A 13,815-nucleotide genomic window follows, 5' to 3' on the forward strand; every position below is an offset into this window, starting at 1 on the left:
CAAGCTACCTGCTTTCTGAAGACCACGGAAAGCTGACGTACTGGTCGCGCGTGTCGTAGCAGATGTTTCCGTACATCTTGAGGTAAGCATCCCGACGCGCGGAATCATTGAACACGGCCGCGGGATTCGCCAGGTCCGCTTCATATTGGCGCATATTACTTGCGGTCAGCGCGCTGGGAAGAATGTCCATCGCTTGCGGAATGCTCTTGCCGTCCAACCAGTCGGCCGCGTGCTGGCCCATGGCGTAGCCGAACACCGAGGATGCAAGACTGATGCTGATCTTGTAAGGGCCGCCCTTCTTGATTTCAGTGACGGCTTCGACCTCGCCATCGATACCGCCGAAGAACTGATCCGGCCTTTCCTTGCCAGCCTCCCTGACTGCCTGCAGAGCCCCAAGGACGACCGTATCGGCGCCCAGCACGACATCCACGTCGGGATGTGCCAGTAAAATCGTTTGCATCATTTTATACCCGCCCACCTTGTTCACCGTCGGAGGGGAATTGTCCGCAACGACATCGGCGCCGGGAATGTCCTTCAACACATCGCGCATCCCCGCAAAGCGCGGGGCCAGAAACTGCAGGCTGTCATGGGTCAGGATCACAACGTTAGCCTTGCCGCCAAGCTTGCCCCGAATGTAATTGCCCGCAGCATCGCCCAGCACCTTGCCCGTGAGATTTTGGGGCGCATTCAAAAGGGACGTCGCCGGCGGGGGCACGACGGCGCCGACATAGGCGCCTTGCCAGATCATCCTCCGCAAGGCCGGCGCCAACGCAGCGGGATCGACGGGCGCGACAACAAGTCCTCCGGTTCGAGCGTCCCGGAAGCCGTCGACCTGTTCGATCATCTTCTCGGCGCTGTTGTCGGCGACCGAAGCGGAGAAGCTCAGGCCGCGGTCCTTCGCAGCCATCGCGACGCCTCTCGCAATGCCTTTGACGAATTCGCGGTCATTGTCCTGCGCGAAGGCGAGAGACTTGTTCAGTGACGGAGGAGGATTGCAACCAGCGGCGTTTCGATCGAATGGGCCAAAAACGCGGGGGATCGTGATCCCGGCCGGTCCGTCCTCCGCGCATGCGCCCGCATGACAGGCAATAGTCGTGCAGACAACGAAGGCCGCAGGCCAATTCCGTCTGTCAGATTTCATGCGGACACACTATCGGGCACGGAGGGAAAAACCAGTTTGCGCGGCAAGACTATCCGGAAAGTCGTGCCTCGATCCAGTTCGGAAGTTCGCAGTGATGTCACCCCCAAGGTTTCTCAGAACCGTTTTCGCATAAGCGAGCCCGACCCCCTCGCCGGTCTGGTCCAGCTTGCCGACCCTGCGGAACAGCTCGAAAATCCGCCCCACATCCTGCGGAGCTATGCCGCGGCCATTATCGGCAACCTCGATCGCGATCCGATCGCCGGGCAGCGTGGTGCTGCTGACCTTGAGCTGGAGCGGCCGCTCCTTCGCGCGATATTTGACCGCGTTGTCGAAGAGATTGCCGATCACCTGCTCTAGCGAAAGCCGGTCGGTCACGATCGACTTGACCTGAAACTGCGTATCGATCTTGCCGCCTGCCGCCGAAATCTGGTGCTGGATCGCGGAGGCGCTCGAGACAATGGCCCGCTCGAGGTCGACGGTCTCCGGCGTTGGATCGCGGCGCCCGTCCCGCGACAGCAGGAGCACCGCGTTCAGGAGTGTCTCCATCTTGGACGCCGACGTGCGGATGTAGCCAATGGCTTCGGGCATCTCCTCATTGGTGATCTTCCGTGCATGCTGCAGATCCAGGTCGGCCACCCCAACGCTCGGCTGCTCCAGATATTGCGCAAGATCCTTCGCGCCCTCTGCAAGCTCTTCAGAAAATCCCACAATGCTGATCAAAGGAGCGCGGATATCGTGCGACACGAGATGTGTGAAGCGCTGCATCTCCTCGTTGGCCCTCGCAAGAGCTTCCGTCCGGTGCTTGACCCGATCCTCCAGGGACACGTTGAGCGCCGCAACCTCGTCGCGCGCTTGCGTCAATTCCCGGGTGTAACGCAGAAGCGTTACGGTCACGGCGCCGACGACCAGCACAATCAGGACCGACGCCGCGATTGACGCGTACCGCAAATTCGTCGCGTTCACCCTTTGCTGCACGACGCCCGAGGTGAGACGATTGTCCATGGTTCGAACGATGCCCGAGACGAACAGGTTCAACTCGTCCATCAGCGCCTTGCCGCGATTGGTGTTGGTGATGGCGAGGGCCTGGTCGTCCTTTCGGTCGTTCTTCAGCGCGATGGTCTGGTCCATCTCGGCGAATTTATCGGCGGTGAGGACATCAAGCCGCTTCAACACCGCGGCGAATTGCGGGTCATCACCGAGATTTCGCTTAAGGCTATCGAGCTGCCGGTTGGCCGACGTCTTTGCGGCGCCGTAGGGAGAAAGATAGATCTGGTTGCCGGTCAGCAGCAAGCCGCGCTGGCTCGCTTCCGCCGACTGGACCGCGCTGCGAAGCTCGACCGCCGCGACACGGACATCACGCAACCTGACCACTTCATCGAAATGTTCGTTGGCGCGATCGCCGAGCCACACGGTCATGGCGACAACCGCGAGCAGCGCGGCGAGGCCCACGACGAGCAGAACCAGCGAGATCGGCACGATGAGACGCTTCGCAATATACATGTCGTGTCAATCCAGCCCGGATGCCGGCAAATTCAATAGGATTACAAGACCTTAAGGACGAAATAACATCAAGGCCCAAGCGCCGGGTTCCATCGGAAGTCGGAGCCTGCAGCGCAACGCCGGGTGCAAACGCACCAGCGCCCCGGCCGGATGACGGCCAGGGCGCTGCGATCGGACTTGCACGGTTGTCGGACGAACGTCAGGGATGTCCCCGACAGGGAGGCTACACCCCCGCCATCATCACGTATTTGATCTCGACATATTCTTCCATGCCGTGACGCGAGCCTTCGCGGCCGAGGCCGCTTTCCTTGACGCCGCCGAAGGGTGCGACTTCAGTGGTGATCAGGCCGGTGTTGACGCCGACCATGCCGGATTCCAGTGCCTCGGCGACGCGCCAGACGCGGCCGAGATCGCGGGAGTAGAAGTAGGAGGCCAGACCAAATGGCGAGGCGTTGCACATCGCGACGACATCGGCCTCGTCCTTGAAGCGGATGACGGGCGCGAGCGGGCCAAAGGTTTCTTCCTGCGCGACCAGCGAGTCCGGCTTGACGTCGGCGAGCACGGTCGGCTCGAAGAACGAGCGTCCGAGCTCGCTGCGCTTGCCGCCGGTGACGATCTTGGCGCCGCGCTTCACGGCGTCGGCGATGTGGCGCTCGACCTTGTCGACCGCCTTCAGGTTGATCAGCGGCCCCTGCGTGACGCCGCTTTCGGTGCCGTCGCCGATCTTCATCGCCGCGACCTTGGCCGAGAGCTTCTTCACGAACTCGTCGTAGATCTTGTCCTGGGCGTAGATGCGATTGGCGCAGACGCAGGTCTGGCCCATGTTGCGATATTTCGAGACCATCGCGCCCTCGACCGCGGCATCGATGTCGGCATCGTCGAACACCACGAACGGCGCGTTGCCGCCGAGCTCGAGACCGAGCCGCTTCACGCCGACGGAGGCCTGCTGGTAGAGGATCTTGCCAACCGCGGTCGAGCCGGTGAAGCCGACGAAGCGCACCGCCGGATGCTCGCACAGCACCTTGCCGATCGGCGGCGCGTCGCCGGTGACGATGTTGAGAACGCCCTTGGGGATGCCGGCCTTCTCGGCCAGCACGGCGAGTGCCAGCGCCGACAGCGGCGTCTCGTTGGCGGGCTTCAGCACCACGGTGCAACCGGCGGCAAGGGCCGGCGACACCTTCCGCGTGATCATCGAGTTCGGGAAATTCCACGGCGTGATCGCACCGCAGACACCGATAGGCTGCTTGATCGCGAGCAGCCGCGCATCGGGCCGCTGCGTCGGGATGGTCTCGCCATAGACGCGGCGGGCTTCCTCGGCGAAGAACTCGATATAGGCGGCGCCGATGTCGACTTCGCCGAGAGCTTCCGAGAGCGGCTTGCCCTGCTCGGAGGTGAGGATCAGCGCGAGGTCCTCGCGATTGGCGATGATCAGCTCGAACCATTTGCGCAGGATATTGGAGCGCTGCTTGGCGGTGTGCTTGGCCCAGGCCGGAAAGGCGCGCTGGGCGGCTTCGACCGCCTTGGTCGTTTCGTCCGCACCGAGCTGCGGGACCTTTGCGAGCTCGACGCCGGTCGCGGGATTGTTGACGGCAAAGACCGGCGTGCCGACCCAGGCGCCGTCGATGTAGCAGGCCTCCTTGAGCAGCGAAGGATCCTTCAGCCGGTCGCGCAGGGTGGCGGTGGCTTGCGGGGCGCGTGCGGCGGCGGTCGGTGTCATGGCGTTACTCCCTAGGGCGATCGGATCGGCCCGGAATATAGGGGCAGACGGTGCGCAATGCACCGTCCCGCGACGCACATCTGATGGGAGTTAAAGCGAGAGCGGAAGGGTTACGCCGCACCGCTCATATAGGTCTCGCGCCGGCCGATCATGCGCTCGGCGGCCGCCTTGGCGCCGGCCTTCGAGGAGGTCGCGCACGTCCGGTATTCGAGATCGGGCGCGTCCGAGGCGTCGCGGCGGCCGAACCAGGATTTGGAGCCGACCGGCAGCAACGCCAGCGCTTGCGCCAGATTGTCGACCGCGCCGAACGAATAGAGCGCGCCGGTGCCGGCGATCCGGACCTCGTAAATGCCGGGTGAGATCGGCGCTTCGAGGTTCTCGCCCCGTCCGGGACGGGGATAGCGCTTCCATTCGCTCCAGGTCGAAATCATCTGAGTCCCCCTCGCGGCCGATCGGAAGCCGCCAAATTTGTATCAAGTCCTAGCGTCAGCCGCCCATTGGGCCAGAGGTCAAACGCCGCAACGCACAAAATGTTTCAAGTGATTCAAGCGCTCGAAACATATCGCCCAGGCCCATCCGAGGTCACGGCGAAGTGCGTCCATCAACCGCACATTGCGATGGCGTGTTGCAATCGTGTCGTCCTGCCTGGAGCGCGAACCGTCAAGTCACGACATCGCGACCGAAGCGCGCATATGACCGCCCTTGCCGCACAGCGGATGCGGGAGGACAATCGGTTACTTCCAACAATAATCAAACCGGAGGAAACGCGTATGCAAAGCCAAGCCGAGATCGACGAGATCCTGCGCCAGAAGAGCGACGCCAAGGAGATTCCCGGCGTCGTCGCCATCGCCGCCAGCGGTAACGACGTGCTCTATCAGGGCGCCTTCGGCAAGCGCGATCTGTCCAAGCCCGATGCGATGACGGCGGATAGCGTGTTCTGGATCGCCTCGATGACGAAGGCGGTGACATCGGCGGGCGCGATGCAGCTGGTCGAGCAGGGCAAGTTGTCGCTGGATGCGCCGATCGGCGAGGTGTTGCCCGATCTCGCCAAGCCGCAGGTGCTCGAAGGCTTCGATTCCAGCGGTGAGCCGAGGCTGCGACCGGCGAAGGGACCGATCACCCTGCGCCAGCTCATGACCCACACCGCCGGCTTCGCCTACAATATGTGGAACGGCGATCTTGCGATCCATCTGGAAAAGACGGGCACCCCCGCCATCACCACCTGCCAGAACGCGGCGCTGAAGACGCCTGTCATGACCGATCCCGGCACACGCTGGGAATACGGCACCAACATCGATTTCGTCGGCAAGGCCGTGGAAGCCGTCAGCGGCAAGCGGCTGGATGCCTATTTGCGCGACAACCTTTTTGCTCCACTCGGAATGTCCGACACCGGCTTCAAGATTACCGACACGATGCGCAAGCGGCTGGTCGGCATGCATGCACGCGGTGAGGACGGCCAGCTCGCCGCGATCCCGTTCGAGCTCGAGCAGGAGCCGGAATTCCACATGGGTGGCGGCGGCCTCTATGCGACAGCGGCCGACTACATCAGGTTCACCCAGATGATCCTGAACAAAGGCCGCGGCAACGGCAACCAGGTGCTCAAGGCCGAGACCGTCGCGACGATGGGACAGAACCACATCGGCGATCTCAACATGACCAGGCTGACGACGGCGGCGCCGATGTACACCAACGACGTCGACCTCTATCCGGAGCAGGTCAAGAAGTGGGGCCTCAGCTTCATGATTAACACCGCCAAGACCGCGGAGGGCCGCAGCGCAGGCAGCCTCGCCTGGGCGGGCCTCGCCAACACCTATTTCTGGATCGATCCGTCGCGCGATGTCACTGGCGTGATCCTGATGCAATTGCTGCCGTTCGCGGATGCCAAGTGCCTGGAGACGTTCGCAGGCTTCGAGCGCGGGGTTTATGCCGGGCTCGATGCGGGGAGCGGGCAGAGGGCGGCGTAGTCAGCACTCAGGACACGTCATGGCCGGGCCTGTCCCGGCCATCCACGCGTCGCCGCGCGGTACGAAGACCGTGGATGCCCGGGACAAGCCCGGGCATGACCACTGTGGGTAAGGCGCGTCCCGACCTCAACTCCGTCATTGCGAGCGGAGCGAAGCAATCCAGTCTGCCGCCGCGGATGGATTCTGGATTGCTTCGCTTCGCTCGCAATGACGGAAAGTGAGCGTTACGCAGTCAGCCCGCGCTGCTGGGCGAGCTCCTTCAGCGACACCTGCGGCCTTGCCCCGATGTGCTGGATCACTTCGGCCGCCGCCAGTGCGCCGAGCTCGCCGCACTGCTTGTAGGCGAGGTTGCGCGCCAGGCCGAACAGGAAGCCCGCGGCGAAGAGGTCGCCGGCACCGGTGGTGTCGACCAGCTTGGCGATCGGGGCCGCAGGCGCGGCGACGGCGTCTTCGGACGACACCACCATGCAACCCTTCTCGCTGCGGGTGACCACGCCGAGATTGACGTCGTTGCGCAGCTGCTTCAGCGCGGTGTCGAAGTCCGAGGTCATGTAAAGCGAATGCAGCTCGGACTCGTTGGCGAAGACGATGTCGACGGTGCCGTTGCGCATCAGCGACCGAAACTCGTCGCGATAGCGATCGACGCAGAAGGAATCCGACAGCGTCAGCGCCACCTTGCGCTTGGCATCATGCGCGATCTTGGCCGCCTTGAGGAAGGCGTCCTTGGCGTCCTTGGGATCCCAGAGATAACCCTCGAGATAGACGATCCTCGCGCTTGCGATCTCGGCGGGGTCGATGTCGGCGGGCGACAGATCCTGCGCGGCGCCGAGATAGGTATTCATGGTGCGCTCGCCGTCGGGCGTGACCAGGATGTAGGAGCAGCCGGTGGCGGCGCCGTCCTTCGCGGCGGGCGTGTTGAAGGCGACGCCGGCGGCGCGGATGTCGTGGACATAGAGACCGCCGATCTGGTCGTCCTTGACCTTGCCGACATAAGCGGCCCGCGCCCCAAGGCTGGCGATGCCGACGATGGTGTTGGCGGCCGAGCCGCCCGAAACTTCCGTCGCCGGACCCATGTCCTGGTAGATGGCGGCGGCCCGCGCCTCGTCGATCAGGGACATGCTGCCCTTGGTCATGCCGTGCTTGGCCAAAAAGGCTTCATCGGTCCTGACCAGCACGTCGAACAGCGCATTGCCGATCCCGAGAACGTCGTATTTCACGTCAGCCATTCACCTTGATCCTGTTGCCGGATTGCGATCCCTGAGGAAATCCGCTTCCTGTCGGCCTGAAATCTGGCTCGCGGCCTATCACGACCGGCCCTGCGCGGGCAAGCAACGAGAGTCGTCTTTTGACGCGTTTTCTTCACGCGAACCGGAGCCACTTCGCTCGAAAACGCTATGATATAACAAGCCCGATGATCCGCTCCTTCCTGACCGTCTCGACGGGAACACTCGCCTCGCGGCTGCTGGGCTTTGCGCGCGATTCCCTGATCGCGGCGCTGCTCGGCACCGGCGCGGTGGCCGATGCGTTTCTGGCCGCATTCCAGCTCGTCAATGTCGTTCGCCGCCTGCTCAGCGAAGGGGCCCTGAATGCGGCGCTGATCCCGGCCTGGCTGCGCGTCCGTGACCGCAACGGCGGGCAGGCCGCCTCCGCCTTTGCGGGACGCGTGCTCGGCACGGTCAGCGCGGCCCTGATCGCGATCTCGATCGTCATTGCGCTTCTGATGCCGCTGATCATCACGATCATTGCGCCGGGATTCATTGGCAGCAGCACGCTCGATCTCGCCGTCGCGAACGCGCGGCTGATGCTGCCCTATCTTGCTTTCGCCGGTCCCGTCACGGTGCTGATGGGACTGCTCAACGCGCAAGGGCGATTTGCCCTCACGGCCTTCTCGCCGCTGCTGTTCAACACCGCGCTGATTGCCGCGATCGCGCTGCTGCTCGTCGGGCACGCCGATGCACCCTTCGCCGCGTGGATGCTGGCGGCGACCGTCGGCCTCGCCGGCCTGCTGCAACTCGCGATGCTGCTGTCGCAGCGGAGCGGGCGCCTCGCGACGCCGCTGCGTATGAGCTTCGACAAGGAGATGCGCGACTTCTTCGCCAAGGCCATCCCCGGCATGATCGCGAGCTCCGGCCCGCAATGGCTGATGGTGGCCGGCGCGATCATCGCCTCCGCCACGCCGTCCGCCGTCTCCTGGCTCTACTTCGCCAATCGGCTGATCGAGCTGCCGCTCGGCATCGTCGGCGTCGCCATGGGCACGGTGCTGGTGCCGGAGCTGACGCGCGCGGTGAGTCTCGGAGACCGCGACGCGGCGGCGCATGCGGAATCGCGCGCGCTGGAACTCGCGGCCGGGCTGGCGCTGCCCGCCACGCTCGGCCTGATCGTGCTGGCCGAACCGATCGTGCGGCTATTGTTCGAGCATGGCGCCTTTGGCGCGGCGGACAGTACCGCGACCGCACATGCGCTGATGTTGCTGGCGTTGGGACTGCCGGCCCATGTGCTGATCAAGGCGCTATCGCCTGCCTTCTATGCCCGCAGCGACACGATGACGCCGCTGCTGGCAACGACGAAAGGATTCGCGGTCACGGTCGCGCTCGCGATCCTGCTTGGTCACTATTTCGGCGCGAGCGGGATCGCCGCCAGCATCGCGGCCGGTGCCTGGAGCAGCGCGCTTTCGCTGCTCCGCAAGGGCGCGCGTGAATTCGGCTTCTCGGTCGATGCGGCCGCGCGACAACGGCTGCCGCGGATCGTGCTTGCCGCCGCAGCAATGGGCGCCCTGCTCTGGCTGACCATGAGCCTGGTGCCCGCCGAGGCGCATGGCTTGATCAGGTTCGTTGCGCTGGGCTTCCAGATCGCGGCCGGAATCGCCGTCTATGGCCTGCTCCTGCAAATCCTCGGGGTCGCCTCCCTGCGCGAGGCGGCGGCCGCCCTGAAGCGACCTGCCACACACGATCCGCGCGCCTGAGCCCCGCGAATTACCCTTGACGGGGCAGCGCCGCTGTTGGAAACGACGCCGGCTACCCCTTAGGAAAGCTTGCCATGCCATTCGTTGAACGGGTTTTTTCGGGCGTCCAGCCGACGGGCAATCTGCACCTCGGCAATTATCTCGGCGCGATCGTCAACTTCGTGAAAATGCAGGACACCCACAACTGCATCTATTGCGTCGTCGACATGCACGCGATCACGCAGGGGGTGGACGTCTGGGGCGGACCGGTCGAGCTGGCGCGCAACACCCGCGAGGTGACCGCGGCGTTCATTGCCGCCGGCATCGATCCAAAGAAACACATCGTGTTCAACCAGAGTCAGGTCTCGGGCCATGCCGAGCTCGCCTGGATCTTCAACTGCGTCGCGCGCATGGGCTGGCTCGGCCGCATGACCCAGTTCAAGGAGAAGGCCGGCAAGGACCGCGAGAACGCGTCGGTCGGCCTGTTCGACTATCCCGTGCTGATGGCGGCCGACATCCTGCTGTACCGCGCCACTCACGTGCCGGTCGGCGAGGACCAGAAGCAGCATCTGGAGCTTTCGCGCGACATCGCGCAGAAGTTCAACAACGACTTCGGCGACTCGATCCGCAACCTCGGCGCCAATGACGGCCTGTTCTTCCCGTTGCCGGAGCCGCTGATTCAGGGGCCGGCGACGCGCGTGATGTCCTTGCGCGACGGCACCAAGAAGATGTCGAAGTCGGATCCATCCGACAACTCGCGCATCAATCTGACCGACGACGCCGACACCATCGCGCAGAAAGTGCGCAAGGCGAAGACCGATCCGGAGCCGTTGCCGACCGAAGAGAAGGGCCTCGAGCCGCGCCCCGAGGCCGATAATCTGGTCGGCATCTTTGCCGCGCTCTCCGGCCGCACCAAGGCCGACGTGCTGCGTGAATTCGGCGGCGGCCAGTTCTCCAGCTTCAAGAATGCGCTGGTCGAGCTGTGCGTGACGAAGCTCTCGCCGATCGCCGGCGAGATGAAGCGTCTCGTCGCCGACCCCGGCCATATCGACGCCATCCTCAACGACGGCGCCGACCGTGCCCGCGCAATCGCCGACGAGACCATGAAGCTCTCCAAGGACATCGTCGGCTTCATCCGCCGCCGCTGATTGCTGCGATCGCAACACCCCGGCCGACGCCAAGGCGCCGGCCGCATCTCTTCTCCCCAACGTTGCGGGAGTGTGGCAGCATGCGGGCCGTGCACATTCCGGGACATGTATGACCAGCAAGCGACTTTGCTTCGAGCCGGGTCACAAGCCCAAATGCCTCGTCATCGTCGACGATACCGCCGAATGGGATCGCGCGGTCTATTACGCCAGCCGCTGGGCGATCCGCGCTGGCGGCGGCGTGGTAATGCTGCGCATCATCGAGCCCGACGAGCAGAACCAGGAATGGCTGGGGGTCGCCGACATCATGCGCGCCGAGGCGCATGATGCGGCGGAAGCCGCGCTCGACCGCGCCGCCGGCCGCGCCAACGGCATCGCCGCGATCACGCCGGAACGGGTGATCCGCGAAGGCGCCGCGATGGAACAGTTGCTGGCGGTGATCGACGAGGACCCAGACATCGCCATGCTGGTGCTCGCTGCCAACCCCGGGGCGGAGGGTCCGGGGCCGCTGGTTTCACTGCTGGCACACGCGCTGGGCACGTTCCCGGTGCCCGTGACCATCATCTCCGGCGCGCTCAGCGACCAAAGCGTGGATTCGCTGTCGTAGCCCGTTCTTCACCTCGCCCCGCTTGCGGAGAGAGGGAGAATAGTAACACCGTAACCCGCTGATATAACAACGAAACCTTCGCCACACCCCTTGATCGTGCGTTCGCCGTCGCCATCTGCTAATTGATAGCTCACGCGCCGGCCTTGAACCGGCGACGTCTGGAGAAAGCCATGTTCATTCAAACCGAAGCCACCCCCAATCCTGCCACGCTGAAGTTCATTCCCGGCCGCGTCGTGATCGACGGCGGGCCGATGGAATTTGCCAGCCGCGAATCGGCGACGCGCTCGCCGCTGGCCGAAAAGCTGTTCGAGGTGCCCGGGGTCACCGGCGTGTTCTACGGATCCGACTTCATCACCGTGACCAAGGCAAACGGTGAATGGCAGCAGCTCAAGCCCGCGATCCTCGGTGCCATCATGGAGCACTACATGTCCGGTGCTCCGCTGCTCGCCGACGGCACGGCCGCTGGCGATGCCGATCTCGACGACGAGGACGAGTTCTTCGACGAGGCCGACGCCGAGACGGTCGACATGATCAAGGATCTGATCGAGACGCGGGTGCGGCCGGCGGTCGCCAATGACGGCGGCGACATCACCTTCCGCGGCTTCAAGGATGGGATCGTCTATCTCAACATGAAGGGCTCATGCGCCGGCTGCCCATCATCGACCGCGACGCTTCAGCACGGCATCCAGAATTTGCTGAAGCATTTTGTGCCCGACGTGGTCGAAGTCCGGCCGATGTGACGACGACATCGTCATTCCGGGGCGGTCCGTAGGACCGAGTTCAGGCGCGCATTTGCGCGCCTGAGAATCTCGAGATTCCGGGTCTGGTGCTAACGCACCATCCCGGAATGACCGTGCCTACGCCGCCTGGCCGAGCTCGCCGCTTCTTCCGCAGCCTTTCGCATGCTCGCCGACATGGCATTTGGTGACCACCAATGCCTTATAAATTGAAATAATCCCAATGACTTAGCCGTCCCGGAGGTCGCAGATACATGCGATCGCTTTAAAAGCGGGGCACGAAGATTTTGCCAAATTCCCGCTCACGTGGAATTCCGGAGGCGTTCATGCGCCTGTCGAGAAATCAAACTTGGGCTGGTTCGACCGTGGCGGAACCGACTAAGCTGATTCGATGCTGATCCTTGCCATCGATACCGCGCTGGAGGCGTGCGCGGCCGCCGTTCTCGACACCGACGCCGGCGAGCTCCTTGCGCGGGAGCAGCTCCTCATGAAGCGCGGCCACGCCGAAGCGCTGATGCCGATGATCGCGCGCGTCATGAAGTCTGCCGATCTCGCCTTCACCTCGCTCGACCGCATCGCCGTCACCGTCGGTCCCGGAAGCTTCACCGGATTGCGCGTCGGCATCTCGGCCGCGCGCGGACTTGCGCTGGCGGCGAAGCGCCCGGCCGTCGGGCTGACGACGTTGTCGGCCTATGCCGCCGCCATCGTCGGTCAGAACGGAACGGCGCCGGTGATCTCCGCCATCGATGCGCGGCACGATCACGTCTATTTCCAGATCGTCGCCGGCGACGGCAGCCAGCTGGTGCGGCCGGGCGTAGCTCGCATCGACGAGGCGATCGCGGCCTCGCAATTCGGCGCGCCGCATCTGGTCGGCGATGGCGCAAGACTCCTCGCCGATCGCTGGCCGAAGGATGCACCGCAACCTGTCACGGTCGACGCGCAGCCCGCGCCCGACATCAGCTGGGTCGCATGGCTCGGCGCGGCCGCCGATCCCGAGACAAATCCGGCGCGGCCGTTCTATCTAAAGGCGCCCGACGCAAAGCCGACTGCAGGGCCGCCGCTCGCACAAGCCGCAAGCTCATGATGAGATGGTTTTCGGAATGGTGGCGCGGCGGCACGCCCGTCGTCGAACCCGCCTCCGCGCGCGACGCGCTGCGGCTCGCGCAGCTTCACGGCCAGTCCTTCGCGCACGGCTGGGGTGAAGGCGAGTTCGAGGCCATGCTCGGTGAGCGCAACACGCTCGTCCATCGCCTGCGCCTCGGCCGCAAGGTCATCGGCTTCGCGGTGTCGCGGATCGGCGCGGACGAAGCGGAGATTCTCTCGATCGCGGTCGACCAGGCCTATCGCGGCCGCGGCCTCTCCCGCATGCTGCTGATGACCCATCTCGGTCATCTCGCCGGGCGCGGCGTGCGCACGATATTTCTGGAGGTCGAGGAGAACAACCAGCCGGCACGGCGGCTCTACGACAGGACCGGATTCGTGGTGGTCGGGCGCCGCGAACGCTACTATAAGCAGCCCAACGGGGAACAATTGAACGCACTTCTGATGCGCCGTGACTTGTCGTAATATTGATGGCAGAAAGCGCCCCGTCAGGCAGACAACACATGACTGGACTTAAACCTTCCACCGCATCCAAGGCGTCCGGCATCGAGGCGCGCTGTGCCGCGACCGGCATGCGCATGACCGAGCAGCGCCGCGTCATCGCCCGCGTGCTCGCGGAGGCGATCGACCATCCCGATGTCGAGGAGCTGTATCGGCGCTGCGTCGCCGTCGACGACAAGATCTCGATCTCGACGGTGTACCGTACCGTCAAGCTGTTCGAGGATGCCGGCATCATCGAGCGCCACGATTTCCGAGAGGGCCGCGCGCGCTACGAGACGATGCGCGACAGCCACCACGACCACCTCATCAATCTGCGCGACGGCAAGGTGATCGAGTTCACGTCCGAAGAGATCGAGAAGCTCCAGGCCGAGATCGCCCGCAAGCTCGGCTACAAGCTGGTCGACCACCGGCTCGAGCTCTATTGCGTCCCGCTCGACGACGACAAGCCGACGTCCTGACGT

General features: G+C 64.3%; 13 protein-coding genes. 8 read left to right on the plus strand and 5 right to left on the minus strand.

Translation table 11 applies throughout. The annotated features are described in order from the left end of the window. Positions 1-4: 4 nt before the first annotated feature. From FNV92_RS00105 to FNV92_RS00120, 4 genes are all read right to left on the minus strand, one after another. Positions 5-907 (minus strand): sugar ABC transporter substrate-binding protein, encoded by a 903-nt coding sequence (locus tag FNV92_RS00105; RefSeq protein WP_334266084.1) that lies wholly within the window; start codon positions 905-907, stop codon positions 5-7. A 243-nt stretch (positions 908-1,150) separates the two neighbouring features. Further along, positions 1,151-2,617, minus strand: coding sequence for a sensor histidine kinase (locus FNV92_RS00110; protein ID WP_244623787.1), 1,467 nt, complete (start codon positions 2,615-2,617; stop codon positions 1,151-1,153). Between the two features lie 247 nt (positions 2,618-2,864). Next, positions 2,865-4,358 carry an NAD-dependent succinate-semialdehyde dehydrogenase gene (locus FNV92_RS00115; protein ID WP_143842701.1) on the minus strand — a complete coding sequence of 498 codons (1,494 nt, stop codon included), beginning with the start codon at positions 4,356-4,358 and terminating at the stop codon, positions 2,865-2,867. Between the two features lie 110 nt (positions 4,359-4,468). Continuing rightward, on the minus strand, positions 4,469-4,789 hold the full coding sequence (locus FNV92_RS00120) for a hypothetical protein (protein WP_014438668.1): 321 nt from the start codon (positions 4,787-4,789) through the stop codon (positions 4,469-4,471). A gap of 339 nt (positions 4,790-5,128) precedes the next feature. On the opposite strand from FNV92_RS00120, the gene FNV92_RS00125 reads away from it, so the two are divergent. Next, positions 5,129-6,322 carry a serine hydrolase domain-containing protein gene (locus FNV92_RS00125; RefSeq protein ID WP_168213410.1) on the plus strand — a complete coding sequence of 398 codons (1,194 nt, stop codon included), beginning with the start codon at positions 5,129-5,131 and terminating at the stop codon, positions 6,320-6,322. 224 nt (positions 6,323-6,546) lie between these two features. Here FNV92_RS00125 and FNV92_RS00130 read toward each other — a convergent pair whose 3' ends face one another. Beyond that, complete coding sequence (locus FNV92_RS00130) at positions 6,547-7,548, minus strand: adenosine kinase (protein WP_143842699.1); 1,002 nt, start codon at positions 7,546-7,548, stop codon at positions 6,547-6,549. A 185-nt stretch (positions 7,549-7,733) separates the two neighbouring features. On the opposite strand from FNV92_RS00130, the gene murJ reads away from it, so the two are divergent. The 7 genes from murJ (at position 7,734) to FNV92_RS00165 (ending at position 13,812) form a co-directional block, all read left to right on the plus strand. Continuing rightward, positions 7,734-9,284 carry a murein biosynthesis integral membrane protein MurJ gene (gene murJ / locus FNV92_RS00135; RefSeq protein WP_143842698.1) on the plus strand — a complete coding sequence of 517 codons (1,551 nt, stop codon included), beginning with the start codon at positions 7,734-7,736 and terminating at the stop codon, positions 9,282-9,284. Between the two features lie 74 nt (positions 9,285-9,358). Further along, a complete protein-coding gene (trpS, locus tag FNV92_RS00140; RefSeq protein WP_014438672.1) occupies positions 9,359-10,411 on the plus strand; it encodes a tryptophan--tRNA ligase in 1,053 nt (350 codons plus the stop codon). A 109-nt stretch (positions 10,412-10,520) separates the two neighbouring features. Beyond that, on the plus strand, positions 10,521-11,015 hold the full coding sequence (locus FNV92_RS00145) for a universal stress protein (RefSeq protein WP_014438673.1): 495 nt from the start codon (positions 10,521-10,523) through the stop codon (positions 11,013-11,015). 170 nt (positions 11,016-11,185) lie between these two features. Continuing rightward, positions 11,186-11,755 carry a NifU family protein gene (locus tag FNV92_RS00150; RefSeq protein ID WP_014438674.1) on the plus strand — a complete coding sequence of 190 codons (570 nt, stop codon included), beginning with the start codon at positions 11,186-11,188 and terminating at the stop codon, positions 11,753-11,755. Between the two features lie 388 nt (positions 11,756-12,143). Then, on the plus strand, positions 12,144-12,836 hold the full coding sequence (gene tsaB / locus FNV92_RS00155; RefSeq protein ID WP_143842696.1) for a tRNA (adenosine(37)-N6)-threonylcarbamoyltransferase complex dimerization subunit type 1 TsaB: 693 nt from the start codon (positions 12,144-12,146) through the stop codon (positions 12,834-12,836). Beyond that, positions 12,833-13,318 carry a ribosomal protein S18-alanine N-acetyltransferase gene (gene rimI, locus FNV92_RS00160; protein ID WP_143842695.1) on the plus strand — a complete coding sequence of 162 codons (486 nt, stop codon included), beginning with the start codon at positions 12,833-12,835 and terminating at the stop codon, positions 13,316-13,318. Before tsaB ends, rimI begins: the two co-directional genes overlap by 4 nt. A gap of 38 nt (positions 13,319-13,356) precedes the next feature. After that, positions 13,357-13,812 (plus strand): Fur family transcriptional regulator, encoded by a 456-nt coding sequence (locus FNV92_RS00165; protein WP_014438677.1) that lies wholly within the window; start codon positions 13,357-13,359, stop codon positions 13,810-13,812. The last annotated feature ends 3 nt before the right edge of the window (positions 13,813-13,815 follow it).

Source organism: Bradyrhizobium cosmicum (genome assembly GCF_007290395.2).
GTDB classification, from domain to species: domain Bacteria; phylum Pseudomonadota; class Alphaproteobacteria; order Rhizobiales; family Xanthobacteraceae; genus Bradyrhizobium; species Bradyrhizobium cosmicum.

Bases quoted from the DNA above. Each gene is read 5' to 3' on its own strand.
- FNV92_RS00105 (WP_334266084.1), bottom strand. From the start codon at position 907: ATGGCTGCGAAGGACCGCGGCCTGAGCTTCTCCGCTTCGGTCGCCGAC.
- FNV92_RS00115 (WP_143842701.1), bottom strand. From the start codon at position 4,358: ATGACACCGACCGCCGCCGCACGCGCCCCGCAAGCCACCGCCACCCTG.
- FNV92_RS00120 (WP_014438668.1), bottom strand. From the start codon at position 4,789: ATGATTTCGACCTGGAGCGAATGGAAGCGCTATCCCCGTCCCGGACGG.
- FNV92_RS00125 (WP_168213410.1), top strand. From the start codon at position 5,129: ATGCAAAGCCAAGCCGAGATCGACGAGATCCTGCGCCAGAAGAGCGAC.
- FNV92_RS00130 (WP_143842699.1), bottom strand. From the start codon at position 7,548: ATGGCTGACGTGAAATACGACGTTCTCGGGATCGGCAATGCGCTGTTC.
- murJ (WP_143842698.1), top strand. From the start codon at position 7,734: ATGATCCGCTCCTTCCTGACCGTCTCGACGGGAACACTCGCCTCGCGG.
- trpS (WP_014438672.1), top strand. From the start codon at position 9,359: ATGCCATTCGTTGAACGGGTTTTTTCGGGCGTCCAGCCGACGGGCAAT.
- FNV92_RS00145 (WP_014438673.1), top strand. From the start codon at position 10,521: ATGACCAGCAAGCGACTTTGCTTCGAGCCGGGTCACAAGCCCAAATGC.
- FNV92_RS00150 (WP_014438674.1), top strand. From the start codon at position 11,186: ATGTTCATTCAAACCGAAGCCACCCCCAATCCTGCCACGCTGAAGTTC.
- tsaB (WP_143842696.1), top strand. From the start codon at position 12,144: ATGCTGATCCTTGCCATCGATACCGCGCTGGAGGCGTGCGCGGCCGCC.
- rimI (WP_143842695.1), top strand. From the start codon at position 12,833: ATGATGAGATGGTTTTCGGAATGGTGGCGCGGCGGCACGCCCGTCGTC.
- FNV92_RS00165 (WP_014438677.1), top strand. From the start codon at position 13,357: ATGACTGGACTTAAACCTTCCACCGCATCCAAGGCGTCCGGCATCGAG.